Origin of the sequence: Kitasatospora purpeofusca (assembly GCF_036010405.1) — a bacterium.
Lineage (GTDB): Bacteria > Actinomycetota > Actinomycetes > Streptomycetales > Streptomycetaceae > Kitasatospora > Kitasatospora purpeofusca.
On sequence record NZ_CP108561.1, the window covers coordinates 2,398,277 to 2,418,943 of the forward strand.

The 20,667-nt window shown below is 72.0% G+C and carries 19 protein-coding genes, 1 pseudogene and 1 riboswitch; of the genes and pseudogenes, 2 read left to right on the plus strand and 18 right to left on the minus strand.

Annotation, left to right across the window (positions count from 1 at the left end; genetic code table 11):
• Window positions 1-57: 57 nt before the first annotated feature.
• The 12 genes from coaBC to pyrR all read right to left on the minus strand — a co-directional run bounded on the left by coaBC (window position 58) and on the right by pyrR (window position 13,141).
• A complete protein-coding gene (coaBC, locus tag OG715_RS10160; RefSeq protein WP_266275348.1) occupies window positions 58-1,293 on the minus strand; it encodes a bifunctional phosphopantothenoylcysteine decarboxylase/phosphopantothenate--cysteine ligase CoaBC in 1,236 nt (411 codons plus the stop codon).
• Window positions 1,294-1,502: 209 nt separating this feature from the next.
• Window positions 1,503-1,769: a DNA-directed RNA polymerase subunit omega gene (gene rpoZ, locus OG715_RS10165; protein WP_030240625.1), complete on the minus strand. Its 267-nt coding sequence runs from the start codon at window positions 1,767-1,769 to the stop codon at window positions 1,503-1,505.
• 39 nt (window positions 1,770-1,808) lie between these two features.
• Complete coding sequence (gene gmk, locus OG715_RS10170; protein ID WP_043471804.1) at window positions 1,809-2,366, minus strand: guanylate kinase; 558 nt, start codon at window positions 2,364-2,366, stop codon at window positions 1,809-1,811.
• Between the two features lie 49 nt (window positions 2,367-2,415).
• On the minus strand, window positions 2,416-2,742 hold the full coding sequence (gene mihF / locus OG715_RS10175; protein WP_030056187.1) for an integration host factor, actinobacterial type: 327 nt from the start codon (window positions 2,740-2,742) through the stop codon (window positions 2,416-2,418).
• Window positions 2,743-3,101: 359 nt separating this feature from the next.
• Window positions 3,102-3,935, minus strand: a complete 834-nt coding sequence (gene pyrF, locus OG715_RS10180) for an orotidine-5'-phosphate decarboxylase (RefSeq protein ID WP_266275346.1) — start codon at window positions 3,933-3,935, stop codon at window positions 3,102-3,104.
• A 47-nt stretch (window positions 3,936-3,982) separates the two neighbouring features.
• Window positions 3,983-5,095: a quinone-dependent dihydroorotate dehydrogenase gene (locus OG715_RS10185; protein WP_266275345.1), complete on the minus strand. Its 1,113-nt coding sequence runs from the start codon at window positions 5,093-5,095 to the stop codon at window positions 3,983-3,985.
• 66 nt (window positions 5,096-5,161) lie between these two features.
• The gene (carB, locus tag OG715_RS10190) at window positions 5,162-8,473 is read right to left on the minus strand and encodes a carbamoyl-phosphate synthase large subunit (protein ID WP_266275343.1); all 3,312 of its coding nucleotides are present in this window, start codon (window positions 8,471-8,473) and stop codon (window positions 5,162-5,164) included.
• Complete coding sequence (gene carA, locus OG715_RS10195) at window positions 8,466-9,656, minus strand: glutamine-hydrolyzing carbamoyl-phosphate synthase small subunit (protein WP_266275342.1); 1,191 nt, start codon at window positions 9,654-9,656, stop codon at window positions 8,466-8,468. Before carA ends, carB begins: the two co-directional genes overlap by 8 nt.
• Entirely contained in the window at window positions 9,653-10,237 is a 585-nt protein-coding gene (locus tag OG715_RS10200) for a PH-like domain-containing protein (protein WP_266275340.1), read from the minus strand. The genes carA and OG715_RS10200 overlap by 4 nt, the downstream gene beginning before the upstream one ends.
• Window positions 10,234-11,538 (minus strand): dihydroorotase, encoded by a 1,305-nt coding sequence (locus OG715_RS10205; RefSeq protein ID WP_266275338.1) that lies wholly within the window; start codon window positions 11,536-11,538, stop codon window positions 10,234-10,236. The genes OG715_RS10200 and OG715_RS10205 overlap by 4 nt, the downstream gene beginning before the upstream one ends.
• Window positions 11,535-12,512 (minus strand): aspartate carbamoyltransferase catalytic subunit, encoded by a 978-nt coding sequence (locus OG715_RS10210; protein ID WP_266275336.1) that lies wholly within the window; start codon window positions 12,510-12,512, stop codon window positions 11,535-11,537. Before OG715_RS10210 ends, OG715_RS10205 begins: the two co-directional genes overlap by 4 nt.
• A gap of 5 nt (window positions 12,513-12,517) precedes the next feature.
• Window positions 12,518-13,141 carry a bifunctional pyr operon transcriptional regulator/uracil phosphoribosyltransferase PyrR gene (gene pyrR / locus OG715_RS10215; protein ID WP_266275334.1) on the minus strand — a complete coding sequence of 208 codons (624 nt, stop codon included), beginning with the start codon at window positions 13,139-13,141 and terminating at the stop codon, window positions 12,518-12,520.
• A 330-nt stretch (window positions 13,142-13,471) separates the two neighbouring features.
• On the opposite strand from pyrR, the gene bldD reads away from it, so the two are divergent.
• A complete protein-coding gene (bldD, locus tag OG715_RS10220; protein WP_030300254.1) occupies window positions 13,472-13,975 on the plus strand; it encodes a transcriptional regulator BldD in 504 nt (167 codons plus the stop codon).
• 166 nt (window positions 13,976-14,141) lie between these two features.
• Here bldD and OG715_RS10225 read toward each other — a convergent pair whose 3' ends face one another.
• The 6 genes from OG715_RS10225 to nicT all read right to left on the minus strand — a co-directional run bounded on the left by OG715_RS10225 (window position 14,142) and on the right by nicT (window position 20,001).
• Window positions 14,142-15,062 carry a hypothetical protein gene (locus OG715_RS10225; protein ID WP_266275332.1) on the minus strand — a complete coding sequence of 307 codons (921 nt, stop codon included), beginning with the start codon at window positions 15,060-15,062 and terminating at the stop codon, window positions 14,142-14,144.
• A gap of 524 nt (window positions 15,063-15,586) precedes the next feature.
• Window positions 15,587-16,426: a thioesterase family protein gene (locus OG715_RS10230; protein WP_266275330.1), complete on the minus strand. Its 840-nt coding sequence runs from the start codon at window positions 16,424-16,426 to the stop codon at window positions 15,587-15,589.
• 160 nt (window positions 16,427-16,586) lie between these two features.
• Window positions 16,587-17,024 (minus strand): transcription antitermination factor NusB, encoded by a 438-nt coding sequence (nusB, locus tag OG715_RS10235; protein ID WP_266275328.1) that lies wholly within the window; start codon window positions 17,022-17,024, stop codon window positions 16,587-16,589.
• 4 nt (window positions 17,025-17,028) lie between these two features.
• Complete coding sequence (efp, locus tag OG715_RS10240; protein WP_266275326.1) at window positions 17,029-17,592, minus strand: elongation factor P; 564 nt, start codon at window positions 17,590-17,592, stop codon at window positions 17,029-17,031.
• Window positions 17,593-17,658: 66 nt separating this feature from the next.
• The gene (locus OG715_RS10245) at window positions 17,659-18,765 is read right to left on the minus strand and encodes a M24 family metallopeptidase (RefSeq protein WP_266275324.1); all 1,107 of its coding nucleotides are present in this window, start codon (window positions 18,763-18,765) and stop codon (window positions 17,659-17,661) included.
• A 66-nt stretch (window positions 18,766-18,831) separates the two neighbouring features.
• Window positions 18,832-20,001: a Nickel transporter NicT gene (gene nicT, locus OG715_RS10250; RefSeq protein ID WP_266275322.1), complete on the minus strand. Its 1,170-nt coding sequence runs from the start codon at window positions 19,999-20,001 to the stop codon at window positions 18,832-18,834.
• 32 nt (window positions 20,002-20,033) lie between these two features.
• Window positions 20,034-20,225, minus strand: a riboswitch (cobalamin riboswitch).
• An 83-nt stretch (window positions 20,226-20,308) separates the two neighbouring features.
• Here nicT and OG715_RS10255 point away from each other — a divergent pair.
• Window positions 20,309-20,644 (plus strand): annotated as a pseudogene (locus OG715_RS10255) (ArsR/SmtB family transcription factor); the annotation flags it as partial.
• Window positions 20,645-20,667: the final 23 nt, after the last annotated feature.

Genomic DNA, 20,667 nt, shown 5'->3' on the forward strand with positions numbered 1-20,667 from the left:
CTTCCGGGAAACGTCACGTGATTCCGGAATCGAAGACCGTATGCCCACCCCTTGGGATCAATGGGCGCGCAGATCTAGCCGTTCCGCGACCAGGTCCCAGACGACGTCCGCGAGAGCCTCCTTCGGACCCACCGGAACGGGGGTCTCGGTGCCGTCCGCGCCCAGTACCACGGCCTCGTTGACATCCTGCCCGAAGGCCTTTCCGTCCCCCACCTCGTTGACCACCAGCAGGTCGCAGCCCTTTCGCGCGAGCTTGGCGCGGCCATTGGCGAGGACGTTGTCGGTCTCCGCCGCGAATCCCACCACCAACTGGCCCGAACGGGTGCGGTGGGCGGAGAGCTCGGCGAGCACATCGGGGTTGCGGACGAGCGCGACCGGCGCCGGCTCGACGCCCTCGACCTTCTTGATCTTGCCGGCGGCGTAGGCCGCGGGCCGGAAGTCGGCCACCGCCGCGGCCATGACCACGGCGTCCGCGTCCTCGGCGGCCTTCAGCGCCGCGTCCCGCAGTTCCAGCGCGGTGGCCACCCGGACCACGTCCACCCCGGCCGGGTCGGACAGCCCCGCGTTGGCCGAGATCAACGTCACACGCGCACCGCGGGCGGCGGCGGTCGCGGCGAGCGCGTAGCCCTGCTTGCCGGAGGAGCGGTTGCCGAGGAAGCGGACCGGGTCGAGCGGCTCACGGGTGCCGCCGGCCGAGACCACCACGTGCCGGCCGGCCAGGTCGGCCCGCTCGCCGCCGTACCGGAGCACGGCCCGGCAGGCGTCGAAGATCGCGGACGGCTCGGGCAGCCGCCCCTTGCCGGTGTCCTTGCCGGTCAGCCGCCCGCTGGCGGGCTCCAGCACGATCACGCCCCGGCGCCGCAGCGTGGCGACGTTCTCCCGGGTGGCGGGGTGCTCCCACATCTCGGTGTGCATCGCGGGCGCCAGCACCACCGGGCAGCGGGCGGTGAGCAGGGTGTTGGTCAGCAGGTCGTCGGCGAGGCCGTGGGCGGCCTTGGCCATCAGGTCGGCGGTGGCCGGGGCGACCACGACCAGGTCGGCGTTCTGCCCGATCCGCACGTGCGGGACCTCGTGCACGTCGTCCCAGGTCTCGGTGGCCGCGGGGCGGCCGGAGAGGGCCGCCCAGGTCGCCTCGCCGACGAAGTGCAGCGCCGCCGCGGTGGGCACCACGGTGACCTGGTGGCCGGACTCGGTGAACCGCCGCAGCAGCTCGCACGCCTTGTACGCGGCGATGCCGCCGCTGACGCCGAGGACGACGCGCGGTGCGCCCGTCCGCTCCGTGCTGCCGCTCATGTCGCCTGCTCTCCTCGTGGCGGTCCCAGATGCCCGCCAACCCTACGGCCCGCCGCCGATCACCCGCACAGTGGCACCCCGCCCAGTGGCACCCCGCCCAGTGGCACCCCGCCCGGCCGCCGGGACAGCACGGCACCACCGGAAGCAGAAAAGACGGAGGGCCCGTCGGAGCGAACTCCGACGGGCCCTTCCGCAGACGCGGTGACGCCTCAGGCGGCCTCGATCGCCTCGGCCGTCAGCATGCCGGCGTTGATCTCGCGCAGCGCGATCGACAGCGGCTTCTCGTGCACGTGGGTGTCGACCAGCGGGCCGACGTACTCCAGCAGGCCCTCGCCGAGCTGGGAGTAGTACGCGTTGATCTGACGCGCACGCTTGGCCGCGTAGATGACCAGGCTGTACTTGGAGTCGGTGGCCTCAAGCAGCTCGTCGATCGGCGGGTTGATGATGCCCTCGGGCGCGGTCATGGAAGAGGACACGCGAAAACCTTCCGAAAGGGTGGAAAAAAAGACAACAGGTCAGCCTACACCGAGCAAGGCTAGCAGTTCAGTGGCGACCTGCTCGACGGAGGTGTTGACCAGGGTGGTGTCGAACTCCGGCTCGGCCGCCAGTTCGATCTTGGCAGCCTCCAGCCGCTTCTCGATCACGTCCTGCGGCTCGGTGCCCCGGCCGGTGAGCCGGCGGACCAGCTCGTCCCAGCTCGGCGGAGCCAGGAAGACCAGCTGCGCCTCGGGCATGGACTCGCGCACCTGGCGGGCACCCTGCAGGTCGATCTCCAGCAGCACGGGCTCGCCGCGCTCCAGCTTCTCCTGGACAGCGGCCCGGGGGGTGCCGTAGCGGTTGCCCGCGAACACGGCCCACTCCAGCAGCTCGCCGTTGGCGATCAGCTTGTCGAACTCGTCGTTGTCGACGAAGTGGTACTGGACCCCGTGCTGCTCGCCCGGCCTCGGATGGCGGGTCGTCGCCGACACCGAGAGCCAGACTTCGGGGTGCTGCTTCCTCATATGAGCGACGACCGTGCTCTTGCCGACCCCCGAGGGGCCGGAGAGCACGGTCAGCCGCGGACGCTCACTCATGCACCGATTATCCCGGATCGCGGACGATCCTGGGACCACGGGGGCACGGTCAGGCGGCACCGCCGCCGAACTCCCGCTCCAGGGAGGCGATCTGGTTCGTTCCGAGGCCACGGACACGACGGCTCTCGGAGATGCCGAGCCGCTCCATGATCTGCTTGGCGCGGACCTTGCCCACGCCCGGCAGGGACTCCAGCAGAGCGGAGACCTTCATCTTGCCGATCACGTCGTTGTCGGCCTTGCCGGCCTTGATCACCTCGTGCAGGGAGGCGCCGGAGTGCTTGAGCCGGTTCTTGACCTCGGCGCGCTCCCGGCGAGCCTCGGCGGCCTTCGCGAGCGCGGCGGTGCGCTGTTCAGGGGTAAGGGGCGGAAGAGCCACGCCGTTCACCTCAGGTGTGGATGGAAGGGATTGAACTAGGACTGTTGTGGTTCCCAGGACACCGGCCAGAGAGCGACGCGCCACCCCTGACCTGCGAGAGCAGCAGAATTCGCGGCTCTTCGTTGACCTATCGCCGGACACTACCCGGATTGCGGCGCCGCGTCAGGAAAAGAACACGAAAAGTCCTGGTCAGCCAAGGCCGACCAGGACTTTCCGGGGCAAAATGACCGTGATTGCGAAGCTTTGGCGGCACCGATGTGACGGCGCTCACGTCGGGCCGCCGTCCCGCCTCCCCCGTCGCAACCCGTCACGGGGGTGCTGCGGAGCGTCCGCCGGGGCGAACCCCGCGATGCCGTCCGCTACTTGACCGCTTCGGCGTACTCCTGGACAAAACGGTCGGCGGCCGAGCGCAGCGCCTCAACCGAGGGGCCGTGCTTCAGCACGTCCCGGCTGACGCTCGGGACGACATTGCGCACCGAGGCGCCGAACACCCGCGGCAGGTCCGCCATCGTCGCGCCCTGCGCCCCGATGCCGGGGGCCAGCAGCGGGCCGTTGATCGCCAGGTCCACCCCGGCGTCGGCCAGGGTGGCACCGACCACCGCGCCGAAGGAGCCCAGCGGCTCGGCCCCGGCGTTCTCCTCCGCCAGCTGGCGCAGCACCGAGGCGGCGACCGGCTCGCCGTCGGCGCCGATCGCGCGCTGCACCTCCGCGCCCTCCGGGTTGGAGGTGAGCGCCAGCGCGAACACGCCCGCGCCGCTCGCCTTCGCCAGGTCCAGCGCCGGACGCAGCGAGCCGAAGCCCAGGTAGGGGCTGACCGTGACGGCGTCCGAGAAGAGCGGGCTGCCGGGCGCCAGGAAGGCTTCCGCGTAGGCGGCCATGGTGGAGCCGATGTCGCCGCGCTTGGCGTCCATCAGGACGAGCGCGCCGGCCGCCCTGGCCTCCTCGACCGAGCGCTCCAGGACGGCGACGCCCCGGGAGCCGAAGCGCTCGTAGAACGCGGCCTGCGGCTTGAGCACGGCCACCCGGCCGGCCAGCGCCTCGACCACGGTGCGGCTGAAGGTCTCCAGGCCCGCGACGGTGTCCTCCAGGCCCCAGGCGGCGAGCAGGGAGGCGTGCGGGTCGATGCCCACGCAGAGCTGGCCGCGGGTGTCGAGGGCGTGGCGCAGCCGGGCGCCGAAGGGGGCGAGGGTCATGACGTCCTTCCGGAGGGGCGTGGGAGAAGAGGCGTGGGAGGAGGGGTTCAGGCGGCCGTGCGGTCGTCGACCGCGCTGCCGACGGCCGAGGCCAGGCTGCGGAAGCCGCCGGCCCGCAGGCGCGCCGACAGGCCCTTGTGGATGCGCCGGCACCAGAACGGGCCCTCGTAGACGAAGGCGCTGTAGCCCTGCACCAGGTCGGCGCCGTGCACGATCCGCTGCCAGGCGTCCTCGGCGGTCTCGATGCCGCCGACCGACACCAGCGTCAGCCGGCCGCCGGTACGGGCGCGCAGCCGCTGGAGGACCACCAGCGCGCGCTCCTTGAGCGGGGCGCCGGACAGGCCGCCCATGCCGATCTCCGCGACCCGGGCGGCGTCGCTGCGCAGGCCCTCGCGGCCGATCGTGGTGTTGGTCGCGATGATGCCGTCCAGGCCCAGTTCCAGGGCCAGGTCGGCGACCTCGTCGATGTCCTCGTCCGCCAGGTCGGGGGCGATCTTGACCAGCAGCGGCACATGGTGCGGGGTGGTCCGGTCGGCGGCCTCGCGCACGGCGCTCAGCAGCGGGCGCAGGTGCTCGACGGCCTGGAGGTTGCGCAGCCCGGGGGTGTTCGGCGAGCTGACGTTGACCACCAGGTAGTCGGCGAAGCGGGCGAGCCGCTCGGTGGACTTCACGTAGTCGGCGACCGCGTCGGCCTCCTCGACCAGCTTGGTCTTGCCGATGTTGACGCCGACGACCGGGGTGGAGCTGGTGTGCGGGCGGGCGGCCAGCCGGGCGGCGACCCGGGCCGAGCCCTGGTTGTTGAAGCCCATCCGGTTGATCAGCGCGCGGTCCTCGACCAGCCGGAACAGTCGCGGCTGCGGGTTGCCGGGCTGCGCCTCGCCGGTGACGGTGCCGATCTCGACGTAGTCGAAGCCGATCATCGACAGGCCGTCGATGCCGACCGCGTTCTTGTCGAAGCCGGCCGCCAGGCCGAACGGTCCCGGCAGGGCGAGGCCGAGGGCGTCGGTGCGCAGCGCCCGGTCGCGCGGGGCGAGCACCAGCCGGACGAGGCCGCGCAGGCCGGGCACCGAGGAGGCCAGCCGGATCCAGAAGAAGGCCAGGTGGTGGGCCTTCTCCGGGTCCATCTTCTTGAACACGAGGTCGAACAGCAGCTTGTACACAAAGTCCTCCCAGGGCATGGAAGTGGGGGGCACCCGGCGGTACTGGTGCCCCCCACTGCGGTGGTGCTACTTGGCGCGGCCGGCGTTGATCAGCTCGGCGTGCTCCTGGAGCGACATGACGCCGACCTCGTCGCGCAGCAGCCGGTCGATGCCCTGGACGGCGGCGCCCATGGCCTGCACGGTGGTCAGGCAGGGCACCGCGCGGGCGACGGCGGCGGTGCGGATCTCGTAGCCGTCGAGGCGGCCGCCGGTGCCGTACGGCGTGTTGATGATGAGGTCGACCTCGCCGTCGTGGATCAGCTGGACGATGGTCCGCTCGCCGTTCGGGCCCTCGCCCTCGCTGTGCTTGCGCACCAGCGTCGACGGGATGCCGCCGCGCTGGAGGACCTCGGCGGTGCCGGCGGTGGCGAGCACCTCGAAGCCCAGGCTGACCAGCGCGCGGGCCGGGAAGACCAGGTTGCGCTTGTCGCGGTTGGCGACCGAGACGAAGACCTTGCCCTTGGTCGGCAGCGCGCCGTAGGCGCCGGCCTGGGCCTTCGCGTAGGCGGTGCCGAACACCCGGTCCAGGCCCATGACCTCGCCGGTGGAGCGCATCTCCGGGCCGAGGACGGTGTCCACGCCGCGGCCGTGGATGTCGCGGAAGCGGCTCCACGGCATCACGGCCTCCTTGACCGCGATCGGGGCGTCGGCCGGCAGGGTGCCGCCGTCGCCCTCGGCCGGGAGCATGCCCTCGGCGCGCAGCTCGGCGATGGTGGCGCCGAGCGAGACCCGGGCGGCGGCCTTGGCCAGCGGCACCGCGGTCGCCTTGGAGGTGAACGGCACGGTGCGCGAGGCGCGCGGGTTGGCCTCCAGGACGTACAGGATGTCGCCGGAGAGCGCGAACTGGATGTTGATCAGGCCGCGCACCCCGACGCCGCGGGCGATGGCCTCGGTGGAGGCGCGCAGCCGCTTGATGTCGTACCCGCCGAGGGTGATCGGGGGCAGGGCGCAGGCGGAGTCGCCGGAGTGGATGCCGGCCTCCTCGATGTGCTCCATGACGCCGCCGAGGTACAGCTCGGTGCCGTCGTAGAGGGCGTCGACGTCGATCTCCACCGCGTCGTCGAGGAAGCGGTCGATCAGCACCGGGTGCTCGGAGATGAGACCGGCGTGCCGCTCCAGGTAGGAGGCGAGCGACTCCTCGTCGTAGACGATCTCCATGCCGCGGCCGCCGAGCACGTAGGACGGGCGGGCGAGCACCGGGTAGCCGATCTCGTCGGCGAGGGCCTTGGCCTCCGCGAAGGAGAAGGCGGTGCCGTGCTTGGGGGCGGGCAGGCCCGCGTCGCGCAGCACGCGGCCGAAGGCGCCGCGCTCCTCGGCCAGGTCGATGGCCTCCGGCTGGGTGCCGACGATCGGCACGCCGTTGTCCTTGAGCGCCTGGGCCAGGCCGAGCGGGGTCTGGCCGCCGAGCTGGACGATCACACCGGCGAGCGGTCCGGCCTGCTTCTCGGCGTGGACGATCTCCAGCACGTCCTCCAGGGTGAGCGGCTCGAAGTAGAGCCGGTCGGAGGTGTCGTAGTCGGTGGAGACGGTCTCCGGGTTGCAGTTGACCATGACGGTCTCGTACCCGGCCTCGGCGAGCGCGAAGGAGGCGTGCACGCAGGAGTAGTCGAACTCGATGCCCTGGCCGATGCGGTTCGGGCCGGAGCCGAGGATGATCACCGCGGGCTTGGTGCGCGGGGCGACCTCGTTCTCCTCGTCGTAGGAGGAGTAGAAGTACGGGGTCTTGGCCGCGAACTCCGCCGCGCAGGTGTCGACGGTCTTGAACACCGGGCGGATGCCCAGCGCGTGCCGGACCTCGCGGACGACGTCGGGGCGCAGGCCGCGGATCTCGCCGATCTGGTGGTCGGAGAAGCCGTGCCGCTTGGCGTGGCGCAGCAGCTCGGGGGTGAGCTCGGGGGCCTCGGCCAGCTCGGCGGCGATCTCGTCGAGCAGGAAGAGCTGGTCGACGAACCACGGGTCGATCTTGGTGAACTCGAACACCTCGTCCGGGGTGGCCCCGGCGCGGATGGCCTGCATCACGGTGTTGATCCGGCCGTCGGTCGGCACGACCGCCTTGGCCAGCAGCTCGGCCTTGTCGCCGACCGGGCCGACCCAGGTGAACTGGGAGCCCTTCTTCTCCAGCGAGCGCAGCGCCTTCTGCAGCGCCTCGGGGAAGTTGCGGCCCATGGCCATGGCCTCGCCGACCGACTTCATGGTGGTGGTGAGGGTGGCGTCGGCGCTCGGGAACTTCTCGAACGCGAACCGGGGGACCTTGACCACGACGTAGTCGAGGGCCGGCTCGAAGGAGGCCGGGGTCTGCTCGGTGATGTCGTTGGGGATCTCGTCGAGGGTGTAGCCGACGGCGAGCTTGGCGGCGATCTTGGCGATCGGGAAGCCGGTGGCCTTGGAGGCCAGCGCCGAGGAGCGGGACACCCGCGGGTTCATCTCGATGACGATGACCCGGCCGTCGTCGGGGTTGACGGCGAACTGGATGTTGCAGCCGCCGGTGTCGACGCCGACCTCGCGGATCACGGCGATGCCGATGTCCCGCAGGATCTGGTACTCGCGGTCGGTGAGCGTCATCGCCGGGGCGACGGTGATCGAGTCACCGGTGTGCACGCCCATCGGGTCGAAGTTCTCGATCGAGCAGACGACCACGACGTTGTCGCTCTTGTCGCGCATCAGCTCCAGCTCGTACTCCTTCCAGCCGAGGATGGACTCCTCCAGGAGCACCTCGGTGGTCGGGGAGAGCGTCAGGCCCTGGCCGGCGATGCGGCGCAGCTCGTCCTCGTCGTGGGCGAAGCCGGAGCCGGCGCCGCCCATGGTGAAGGAGGGGCGGACGACGACCGGGTAGCCGCCCAGGGTGTCGACCCCGGCGATGACCTCGTCCATGGTGTGGCAGATGACCGAGCGGGCGGACTCGCCGTGGCCGATCTTGGCGTTGACGGCCTCGACCACGCCCTTGAACAGCTCGCGGTCCTCGCCCTTGTTGATCGCCTCGACGTCGGCGCCGATCAGCTCGACGCCGTACTTCTCCAGCGTGCCGGCGGCGTGCAGGGAGATCGCGGTGTTGAGCGCGGTCTGGCCGCCCAGGGTGGGCAGCAGGGCGTCGGGGCGCTCCTTGGCGATGATCTTCTCGACGAACTCCGGGGTGATCGGCTCGACGTAGGTGGCGTCGGCGATCTCCGGGTCGGTCATGATCGTCGCCGGGTTGGAGTTCACCAGGACGACCCGCAGGCCCTCGGCCTTGAGGACGCGACACGCCTGAGTGCCCGAGTAGTCGAACTCGGCGGCCTGGCCGATCACGATCGGGCCGGACCCGATGACCAGGACGGACTTGATGTCGGTGCGCTTAGGCACGCTGGCCCTCCATGAGCTCAACACTCTGCTTGTCGTCGCCTCGCATGAGCTCGACGAACCGGTCGAAGAGGTAGGCCGCGTCGTGCGGGCCGGCAGCCGCTTCGGGGTGGTACTGCACGCTGAAGGCGGGCACGTCGAGCGCCTGGAGGCCCTCCACCACGTCGTCGTTCAGGCAGACGTGGGAGACCTCGACCCGCCCGTACGGGGTGTCGCTGACCTTGTCCAGCGGCGCGTTCACGGCGAAGCCGTGGTTGTGGGCGGTCACCTCGACCTTGCCGGTGGTGCGGTCCTGCACCGGCTGGTTGATGCCGCGGTGGCCGTACTTGAGCTTGTAGGTGCCGAAGCCCAGCGCGCGGCCGAGGATCTGGTTGCCGAAGCAGATCCCGAAGAACGGGGTCTTCCGCTCCAGCACGCCCTGCGCCACGGCGACCTGGTGGTCGGCGGTCGCCGGGTCGCCCGGGCCGTTGGAGAAGAACACGCCGTCGGGGTCGACGGCGTAGACGTCCTCGATCGTCGCGTTGGCGGGCAGCACGTGCACCTCGATGCCGCGCTCGGCCATCCGCTGCGGGGTCATCGCCTTGATGCCGAGGTCCAGGGCGGCGACGGTGAAGCGCTTCTCACCGATCGCGGGCACCACGTAGGGCTCGGTGGTGGCGACCTCGGCGCACAGGTCGGCGCCCTTCATCTCGGGCGAGGTCTGCACCTTGGCGAGCAGCGCGGCCGGGTCGGCCAGGGCCTCGCCGGAGAAGATGCCGCAGCGCATGGCGCCGCGCTCGCGCAGGTGGCGGGTGAGCGCCCGGGTGTCGATGCCGCTGATGCCGACGACGCCCTGGTTCACCAGCTCCTCGTCCAGCGAGCGGCGGGAGCGCCAGTTGGAGGCGACCCGGGAGGGGTCGCGGACGACGTACCCGGCGACCCAGATCTGCTTGGACTCGTCGTCCTCGTCGTTCCAGCCGGTGTTGCCGATCTGCGGGGCGGTCATCACGACCACCTGGCGGTGGTACGAGGGGTCGGTGAGGGTCTCCTGGTAGCCGGACATGCCGGTGTTGAAGACGGCCTCGCCGTAGGTCTCGCCGGTCGCGCCGTAGGCCTGGCCCCGGAAGGTCCGGCCGTCCTCCAGGACGAGCACAGCGGGCACACGCTCCCGCCGTTGGCGCTGCGTGGTGGGGGCAGGTGCGGTCATGACGCGGCCTCTTCCGTCTTCTTCGTCGTCGTACGTGTTGCGAGTTGAGCGACCGCCTCGACCCAGGCGGCGTGCTCGTCCGGGTGGTCGGCCCGGAAACCGGAGTCCAGCTCGGTACCCTCGTGCGTCCAGGTGACGACGAGGAGCCCGGAGGGGACGACCTTGCCGGCGATCCCGGAGTCCGTCCGGGCACCGGTCAGGTGCTCGGCGGGGATCCAGAAGTCGACGTCGCCCGGGCGCTGCACCAGCAGGCCGTTCTCGCCGAGGGTCAGATCGGCGCGGCTGCGGGTGCCCAGGCCGTGCGCGACGACCCGGTCGAGCCAGTTCCCGGCGGTGGTGGTGCCGTGGTACCGGCCGCTGGTCTCCAGGATGGTCCGGCCGGCGCGCTCCGGCACGGCGGGGAGCGGCGGGATCCCGGACTGCAGGGTCCGGCGCCAGTTCCAGCCCTGGCGCATCAGCCAGTAGACGAGGCCGATGACCAGCAGCAGGCCGACCGTCCAGCCGATGTACCCGGGCCAATTGGTCACCCTGGCCTGCTCCTGGGCCAGCAGCGCGACGGCGCCCCCGGTCGTGGAGCTCACGCGAGACCACCCTGCTCGACCAGCTCGCCGGCCAGCACCGTGGCGCGGCCGCGCAGGAAGGTGGCGTGCACCCGTCCGGGCAGGTCGAGGCCCTTGTAAGGGGTGTTGCGGGAGCGCGTGGCGAAGCTGTCGGGGTTCACGGCACCACGGTACGCGGGATCGAACAGCACCAGGTTGGCGGGCTCACCCACCGAGACCGGCCGGCCCTGCCCCGCGAGGCGGCCGATCCGGGCCGGGCGGTGCGACATCCGGTCGGCGACGCCCTCCCAGTTCAGCAGGCCGGTGTCGACCATGGTCTGCTGCACCACGGACAGCGCGGTCTCCAGGCCGACCATGCCCATCGCGGCCACGGCCCACTCGCAGTCCTTGTCCTCGGCCGGGTGCGGCGCGTGGTCGGTGGCGACGGCGTCGATGGTGCCGTCCGCCAGCGCCTTGCGCAGCGCCTGGACGTCCTCGGCGGTGCGCAGCGGCGGGTTGACCTTGTACACCGGGTCGTAGGAGCGGACCAGCTCGTCGGTCAGCAGCAGGTGGTGCGGGGTGACCTCGGCGGTGACGTCCCAGCCCTTGGCCTTGGCCCAGCGGACGATCTCGACCGAGCCGGCGGTGGAGACGTGGCAGATGTGCAGCCGGGAGCCGACGTGCGCGGCGAGCAGCACGTCGCGGGCGATGATCGCCTCCTCCGCGACGGCCGGCCAGCCGCCGAGGCCGAGCTCGCCGGAGACCTGGCCCTCGTTCATCTGGGCGCCCTCGGTCAGCCGGGGCTCCTGCGCGTGCTGGGCGACGACGCCGTCGAAGGCCTTCACGTACTCCAGCGCGCGGCGCATCATCACCGCGTCGTCGACGCACTTGCCGTCGTCGGAGAAGACCCGGACGCCGGCGGCGGACTCGTGCATGGCGCCCAGCTCGGCGAGCTTCTTGCCCTCCAGGCCGACGGTGACGGCGCCGACCGGCTGGACGTCGCAGTAGCCGGACTCCTGGCCCAGCCGCCAGACCTGCTCGACCACACCGGCGGTGTCGGCCACCGGGAAGGTGTTGGCCATCGCGTGGACGGCGGTGAAGCCGCCCTTGGCGGCGGCGCGGGTGCCGGTGAGGACGGTCTCGGCGTCCTCCCGGCCCGGCTCGCGCAGGTGGGTGTGCAGGTCGACCAGGCCGGGCAGGACGATCAGCCCGGTGGCGTCGATCTCGATGTCCGCCGTGGCGTCCAGGGCGGTGCCGATCGCCGCGATCGCACCGTCGACGAGGTGGAGGTCCTGCGGAGCGCCGCCGAGGATCTGGGCGTTGCGGATCAGGTAGGTGGTCACTTGGCGCTCTCCACGGAGTCGGTGCGGGGGGTGTCGGTGAGGGTGGCTCCGCCGAGCAGCAGGTAGAGCACGGCCATCCGGACGGAGACGCCGTTGGCGACCTGCTCGACCACGGTGCAGCGCGGGGAGTCGGCGACCTCGGCGGTGATCTCCATGCCGCGGACCATCGGGCCGGGGTGCATGACGATGGCGTGCTCGGGCAGCCGGGCCATCCGCGGGCCGTCGACGCCGTAGCGGCGGGTGTACTCGCGCTCGGTGGGGAAGAACGCGGCGTTCATCCGCTCGCGCTGGACCCGGAGCATCATCAGCGCGTCGGTCTTCGGGAGCACGCTCTCCAGGTCGTAGCTGACCTCGCAGGGCCAGTTCTCGATCCCGATCGGCAGCAGGGTCGGCGGGGCGACGAAGGTCACCTGGGCGCCGAGCGTGGTGAGCAGGTGGACGTTCGAGCGGGCCACCCGGCTGTGCAGGATGTCGCCGACGATGGTCACCCGCCGCCCGGCCAGGTCGTTGCCGGACCCCGGGTTGAGGTGGCGGCGCATGGTGAAGGCGTCGAGCAGGGCCTGGGTGGGGTGCTCGTGGGTGCCGTCACCGGCGTTGATGACGCTGCCGTGCAGCCAGTCGGACTGGGCCAGCCGGGCCGGCGCGCCGGAGGCGTGGTGCCGGACGACGACCGCGTCGGCGCCCATCGCCTGGAGGGTCAGGGCGGTGTCCTTGAGGCTCTCGCCCTTGGAGACCGAGGAGCCCTTGGCGGAGAAGTTGATGACGTCCGCGGAGAGCCGCTTCTCGGCGACCTCGAAGGAGGTCTTGGTGCGGGTCGAGTCCTCGAAGAAGAGGTTGACGACGGTGCGGCCGCGGAGGGTGGGGAGCTTCTTGACCGCCCGGCCGGACAGCTGGGCGAGTTCCTCGGCGGTGTCCAGGACGAGCAGCGCGTCGTCGCGGGTGAGATCGGCGGCGGACACGAGGTGGCGCTTCACGCGGGTTACTCCGGGAGGTGCGATTCGGTGGCCTGAGCGGCCATGGCCTGGGAGGAGCGCGCCGCGAAGTCGCGGTCGCCGACGAGCACGGCGTCCACGCCGTCGCGGTCGGACAGGCGCACCTGGACGGCCTCGCGAAGCGAGGTGGGGAGGTTCTTGCCCACGTAGTCGGCGCGGATCGGCAGCTCGCGGTGGCCCCGGTCGACGAGGACGGCGAGCTGGACCGCGCGCGGCCGGCCGATGTCGTTCAGGGCGTCGAGCGCGGCGCGGATGGTGCGGCCGGAGAAGAGCACGTCGTCGACGAGGACGACCAGCCGGCCGTCGATGCCGCCGGGCGGGATCTCGGTGTGCTCCAGGGCGCGGGCGGGCTTCAGCCGCAGATCGTCCCGGTACATCGTGATGTCCAGGGTGCCGAGCGGGATGTCCTGGTCGGTGATCTGGGCGAGCCTGGCGTGCAGCCGCCGGGCGAGGTGGACACCCCTGGTGTGGATGCCCAGCAGCACGACGTCCTCGGCGCCCTTGGCGCGCTCGACGATCTCGTGCGCTATCCGGGTGATGACCCGGGCGATGTCCGTGCCGTCCAGCACTTGGTGCGGCGGCCTCGGTGCGGATTCCTGGTGTGCGGTCATGCCGAAGCGGACCTCCTTCCCCGCCTCACGGGACGGGTCTTAAAGGATGTCGGGAGACCCCCGCCGACCTGCGGCGCGGGCTCCGGTCATCCTACCAGCGTGATTCTGCGGCCAACCGACGGCCATCGTTCCGCTTCCCCTGGTTCACGTGCCGGACGCACCCCTGATGCGGCCCATTCGCACGACTGCCCCATTCGGCTTGACGCAACTACCTCACTCTACGTAACCTCACAGTGAGTTACGAGACGGACGTCGAACCCACCGGTAACGGCGTCGGCAATCGCCCGTGACACACCACTGAACGCGAAGCAATCTCGTCCGGGGAGATCAATGTCCAGCGACTACGCGAAGCAGCTCGGAGGCAAGCTCCGAGCCATCCGCACCCAGCAGGGGCTCTCCCTGCACGGTGTCGAGGAGAAGTCCCAGGGGCGCTGGAAGGCAGTGGTCGTCGGCTCGTACGAGCGCGGCGACCGTGCGGTCACCGTGCAGCGGCTGGCCGAACTGGCGGAGTTCTACGGGGTCCCGGTACAGGAGCTGCTGCCCGGCGGTACGCCCGGCGGCGCGGCCGAGCCGCCGCCGCGCCTGGTCCTCGACCTGGAGAGACTGACCCAGGTCCCGTCCGAGAAGGCCGGCCCGCTGCAGCGCTACGCGGCGACCATCCAGAGCCAGCGCGGCGACTACAACGGCAAGGTGCTGTCGATCCGCCAGGACGACCTGCGCACCCTGGCCGTGATCTACGACCAGTCGCCGTCGATCCTCACCGAGCAGCTCATCTCCTGGGGCGTGCTCAACCCCGACGCGCGCCGTGCGGTGCGCGAGGAGGAGACGGGCTGAGTCCCGGCCCCTCGGTTCCCGGCTCCTCGGTTCGCGGCCCACGAAACGGGAGCGGGAACGGCCCACACCAGCAGAAACGTCACGGCGCGGCACCCCGCACAGGGTGCCGCGCCGCGGCGTTCCCGAGCGGCCGTCCCGGCGCCCGCCCGTATGCCCGTCCCCGCCCTCAGCAAACCGTCTCCAGCCGGTAGCCCGGCTCGGCCGCCACGCCGTCCAGCCGCACCGGGCCGGCCGAGGGCGTCCACACCTGCCCCTCGCTGGTCCAGGCCCAGGCGGTCGGCCGGTACTCCCCGCAGGCGGCCGCCGAGCCCTGCGCGCCGTGCAGCACCGCGAGACCGGGCAGCCCCCGGGCCAGCCCGGCGCAGAGCACCGCGCAGAGCAGTTCGAGGTCCTCGTCGTTGATCCGCACCACGCCGTCCTCCCACTGGAGCACCCGGGCCGCCGCGGTCAGCCGCCCGCCGGGGGCGTCCACCGACAGCCGCAGCTCGTAGACGCCGCAGCCGGCCCCCAGCAGCATCCGGCGGAACACCTCGGCACCCTGCTCGTAGGCGCCGCGCACGGCCTCGTCGCGCTCCCCGTGGAGGCGGCCGTCGAGCAGCAGGTCGGTGTGCCGCAGGGTCAGCCCGTTCTCCCGGGCCCGCACCAGCCGGGGCAGGAAGTCGCCGACCAGTTCCTCCCCCTGATAGGCCAACAGCTGCGTCTGCAGCGGCGGGTTGACCAGGTAGCGCTCGCGGGCGGCCGGCTCGGCCGGGTCGAGGCCGTGCAGCAGACAGAACTCGGCGAAGTCCCGCGGGTGGAACATCCGCGCCCGGACGGTGTCGAACCGCCGCCGGGCGTCGGCGAGCAGCTCGGCGGTCTCGGCCAGGTACCGCTCGTGGTCCGGGGCGTCCGACAGCTGCCAGGCGCGGGCCTCCTCGAAGTCCGCCGCGTTGGTGAGCACCCCGATCACGAAGGCCTGGCCGGCACCCTCGGACCGCTGCCGCTCGCAGCCCTCGGACCGCTCGGCGGCGGTGCGCGGACGGACCCGGGGGCGGTGGCCGGCGGCGGTGCAGTCGGGAGTGCGGCGGGCGCGGCCGTTGCGGCTCATCGGGGCTCCTCGGGCGGGGCGGGCGGGGCGGCGGCGGGTGCACCGCCGACCTTGTCCTCCCCCGCCCCGCGTGGCGCACACGTACGACGTGTCACAGGACTGTAACCGAGGGTGAATCTGATGTTTGGAGTCACGCACGGTTGTGCGCCCGAGCGGTCGCGCCCCGCGCATCCGCCCCGCGCGAGGCGCCGTCGTCACACCCCGTGCCCACCCGCTCACACCATTTCAGCCACCCACGCCCGCGCACGCCCCCCGAACGAGCGCCCCCGCGAGGAGAACGAGCGGGCGACCCCGCCCCGAGCCCCACACGGGACCGGGCAACCCCCGCCCCGAGCCCCACAGGGGAGGCGAGCGGGCGACTCCCGCCCCGAGCCCCACAGGGGAGGCGAGCGGGCGACTCCCGCCCCGAGCCGAAGGGGCGCGCCGGTGCCGAAAGGGAGAAGCGAGGACGACGCGAGGTACGAGCGGCGTTGGAGCGCCGACCGTCGGCACCGGACGAAAGCGCCCCGGAGGCGAGCGGGCGACTATCGGGGCACGCGGGCCAGCTGCCGGGACTGGGCAACGAGGCGGCCCGTCTCGTCCCAGACCTCGGCGTCCTCCTCGAAGTACCCGCCCGCCAGGTTCCGGGTCGCGTGCACGACCCGCAGCCAGCCCGGGGCGGGCCTGGCCCGCAGATGCACCGTCAGCTCCACGGTCGGCGCCCAGCCCGGCATGCCGAGGTCGAAGGTGACCGGCGGCAGCGCGTCGGCGACCAGCAGGAGCAGCAGCGGGTCGGGCTCGCGGCCGTCGGCGAGCCGGAACCAGCCCTGGATCCGGCCGGCGCCGGACGGCTGTCCGAGCGCCCAGCCGATGGTCGCCGGGTCGAGCCGCATGTCGAACCGCTCCAGCAGCGCGGCCTGCGCGATCAGCTCCTTGGGCGCGTGCTCGACGCCGACGCACTGGTCCGGCGGCGGCAGCTGCGGCGGGGCGGCGCTGGTCCGCACCTCGCCGTCGTGGGTGGCGAGGTCGCCGTGGGTGGCGAGCACCCGCAGGCGCTCCACGCCGTCCTGGCTGAGCGAGGCGGTGCCGGTGGAGAGCGTGCGGCCGGCGCGGACGACGTCGGTGCGCACGGTGGCCGGTCCGGGGGTGGCGGCGGAGAGGTAGTAGCCGCTGATCGACACCGGGTCGGTGTGGCCGGCGCTCTCCGGGCGGGCGGTGTGCGAGAGCGAGAGCGCGTGGCCGGCGACGGCCAGCAGCAGTCCGCCGTTGACGCCGCCGCCGATCTGCCAGCCCGCGCCGAGTTCGCCGTCGTACCGGCCGGGCTCGTCCGGGTGCGGGGTGAGGGCGATGCCCTGGTCGAACTCGCTGCGGATCGCCGTGGTCATGGGGGGGTGGCCTGCCCTTCACTACGGGGTCGCCGGCGGGCGTGGGCCGCCGGCGCATGAGGTTACTGACGAGTAGGGCCACCATACGCCGAACGGGTGAACACGCCGAACGGCCGCCGGACCGTTTCCGGTCCGACGGCCGTCGGTACAGGTGCGCGCCTCAGCGGCGGATGCTCGGCTTGAGCTCCATGAAGCGGGCCAGCAGACCGTTCACGAACGCCGGGGAGTCGTCGGTGGAGTACTCCTTGGCGATCTCCACCGCCTCGTCGACGACGACCGCGTCCGGGACGCTGTCCTCCCAGATCAGCTCGTAGGTGCCGAGCCGCAGGACGTTGCGGTCCGCGATCGGCATCCGGTCGAGCGTCCAGCCGACGGCGTACTGCGAGATCAGATCATCGATCCGGCGGGCGTACTGGACGTACCCCTCGACCAGCTCCATGGTGTACTCGCCGACCTGCGGAGTGCCCTCGTCCGGCTTGGGCTCCCGGGCCCGGGCCACCCAGTCGGCGAGGACCGTCAGCGGGTCGACCCCACGGTGGTCGGCCTCGAACAGGATCTGGAAGGCTCGCGTGCGGGCCTTGGTGCGTGCGGACGACACGGACTTACTTCACCCGGCCGAGGTAGCTGCCGTCGCGGGTGTCGACCTTGACCTTCTCGCCGGTGGTCACGAAGAGCGGGACCTGGATCTCGGCGCCCGTCTCCAGCGTGGCCGGCTTGGTGCCACCGGTGGAGCGGTCGCCCTGGACGCCCGGCTCGGTCTCGGCGATGACCAGCTCGACGGCGGCCGGGAGCTCGATGTACAGCACCGCGCCGTCGTTCACGGCGACGAGCGCGTCGAAGCCCTCGAGCAGGTACTTGGCGGCGTCACCGACGACGACCGGCTCGATCGTCAGCTGGTCGAAGGTGTCCATGTCCATGAACACGTAGTTCTCGCCGTCCTTGTACGAGAACTGCATGGTGCGCTTGTCGACGTTGGCGGTCTCGACCTTGGTGCCGGCGTTGAAGGTCTTGTCGACGACCTTGCCCGTCAGGACCTCCTTGAGCTTGGTGCGCACGAAGGCCGGGCCCTTGCCGGGCTTGACGTGCTGGAACTCGACGACGGACCAGAGCTTCCCGCCGTCCAGCTTGAGGACCATGCCGTTCTTGAGATCGTTCGTGGAAGCCACGGGCGCACTAACTCCTGGATATAGCTGTCAAGGAACCAAGGGGTCGCGTCCTGGGACACACCCGTGTCACAGGGCGAGGAGCTCCTTGGTGGTGATGGTGAGCAGCTCGGGCCCGCCCTCCTCAAGGGGGCGCACGACGAGCGTGTCCTCGATCCGGACCCCGCCGCGTCCCGGGAGGTGGACTCCCGGGCCGACAGTGACCGGCACGCGGCTGTCCAGTTTACCCATGTCCGTGGGGCCGAGACGCGGTGCCTCCCGGATCTCCAGCCCGATGCCGTGGCCGACCGGGTGCGGAGAGGTCTCGGTGTGCCCTGCGGACTGCAGAATCTCCCGCGCCGCCTGGTCCGGCACGTGCTGCTCGACCCCCGGGCCGAGTGCCTCCCGACCGGCCCGTTGGGCCCGGAACACCAGCCGGTGCAGCTCGACCTGCCAGGGGGCCGGGGCCGCGCCGATCACGAAGGTCCGGGCGGTCGAGACGCCGTAGCCCCGGTACCTGGCACCGAGCACCACGGTCAGGAAGTCGCCCTCCTCGACCCGGCGGTCGGTGGGCTGGTGCGCCTGCTGGCCGGAGTGGCTGCCGGTGCCGACCGAGACCGGGAACGCCGCGCGGTCCGCGCCGTGGTCGATCATCCGGCGCTCCAGCTCCATCGCCAGGTGCCGCTCGGTCCGGCCGACCAGGATCGACTCCAGCAGCTCGCCGAGCGCCTGGTCGGCGATCTCCGCGGCGATCCGCAGATCGGCGATCTCGTACTCGTCCTTGACCACCCGCAGCCGCTCGACCGCCTGTCCGACGTCCGCCAGCCGGGTGCCCTCGACCAGTCCGGCCACGGCCCGGTGCCGGGTGACCGTCAGGTCGTGCTCCTCCACCGCCAGCCCGGCCACCCGCAGCCCCGCCGCGGCACCGGCGGCGGCCAGCGCGGTGTCCGCCCCGGCCGCCACCTCCAGCCGGGTCACCTCGGGCGAGATCAGGTGCTCGCCGGTGTCGTCCGGCGGCAGGTCGTCGGGCAGTGCCAGCAACGCCCGGTCCCGGGTCAGCAGCAGGGTCGCCCCGCACGGCGGACACCCGGTGAGGTACCGCACGTTCGCCGCCCGGGTGATCAGCGCCGCGTCGGTCCCGGACGCACTGCAGTGCTCCCGCAACCGCTCCCGGCGGCCCGCGTACGCATCAGCCATGCGTCGAGCCTACGAACCCCGCCCCCGATCCGCCCGCCGAACGCCCCCACCCGGGCCCGCGCGGGACTACTCGGCGCCGCCGGCGGGGGCCCGGGCGGCGGTCGGGGCGGGTGCGGCGACCGGGGCGGGGACGGGGGCGACGGCCCACTTCTTCTCGACGCCGGCCAGGCGCCAGTAGGCGATGGCGGCGGCCCAGACCACGACGAACAGGCCGACGATGGCGTAGCCGACGTTGTCCAGGGTGATGTCCGCGATCCAGCCGGTCACCGGGTCGGTGAGGTCCAGCTTCTCGTGCAGGACGCCGACGAGTTCGATGGTCCCGATGATGAACGCCACCGCGATGGACAGTCCGGTGATGGTCAGGTTGTAGTACACCTTGCGCACCGGGTTGGAGAACGCCCACTGGTAGGCGAAGTTCATGAAGGTGCCGTCCAGGGTGTCGAACAGGCTCATGCCGGCCGCGAACAGCAGCGGCAGGCAGACGATCGCGTACCAGGGCAGGCCGGAGGCCGCGCCGGAGCCCGCCATCACCATCAGGGTGACCTCGGTCGCGGTGTCGAAGCCCAGGCCGAGCACCATGCCGACCGGGAACATCTGGCCGGGACGGGTGATCGAGCGGGTGGCCCGGTTCAGCACCCGGGCCAGCAGGCCGCGCGAGTTGAGGTGCTCCTCCAGCTCGGCCTCGTCGAACCGGCCCGCCCGCATCGAGCGGAAGACCTTGAGGATGCCGAACAGAGCGGCCAGGTTGAGCGCGCCGATCAGGTAGAGGAAGACCCCGGAGGCCGAGGTGCCGACCACGCCCAGCCACTGGTGGGTGGTGGACTCGTCGTCCATCAGGGTGCTGGCCAGCTGCGCGCCGCCCGCCACCAGGGCGGCCATCAGCACCACCATCGAGGAGTGCCCGAGCGCGAACCAGAAGCCGACCGAGACCGGCCGCTTGCCGTCCGCCATCAGCTTCCGGGTGGTGTTGTCGATCACCGCGATGTGGTCGGCGTCGAAGGCGTGCCGCATGCCGAGGGTGTACGCGGTGATGCCCAGGCCCACCCCGAAGACCTGGGTGCCCACCTCGTACTTCTCCGGCGCGACCAGGAAGATCAGCGTGCCGAAGGCCACCACGTGCATGGCCAGGATCACGCCCATCAGGCCGGCGGTCCGTACGGTGTCCTCCCGCCGCCATCGGAAGGTGGGCAGGGCGGTGGGCGCCGCCGGGGCGGCGACGGTTTCGGGCAGGGTCATCCTGGGATCACGCTCCAGCACCTCGTGGAAACACTTCGTGAGATGCCGCGGCCGGTCTCCTGGCTGACGGGGCTCCCGCACCCGCCTTCCCGAACGCGCGAGGCGCCCAGTGGCATGTGGGTACGGACACTTCCCCCCGATCACAGTGGCGAGGGCCGCTCCGGACTGGGACCCCTGAGGGTCCGTCACCGGTCTTCCCGAGCACCACGGCGGGCAACACCGTAGGCGGCGGGCGGTGACCCTTGCAAGGCTGCGCACCTGCGCAGGTGTCCAGGATCACAGCGTCCCGCCTGCGAGAATGGCCCGTATGCATCTCGTACCGGCCGACCGCGCGGGCCACCGCACCATCGACGGGCACCGGGTCTGCGAGGCCATCGCGGCGATCGGCGACACCGCCCACGTCCGCTCCTGGGCCGAGCGCTTCTCGCTGCTCGCCGACCCCGGCCGCCTCGCCCTGCTGCTCGCGCTGCACCGCACCGGGCCGCTCGCCGTCTCCGACCTGGCGGTCGCCACCGGCATGCGCGACCCCGCCGTCTCCCAGGCCCTGCGGCTGCTGCGGACGGCCGGGGCGGTGACCGGCGAGAAGGAGGGACGTGTCGTGCGCTACCGGCTCGTGGACGCGGACCTGCGCCCCCTGCTGGACGCGTGCGCCGTCGACACCCCCGA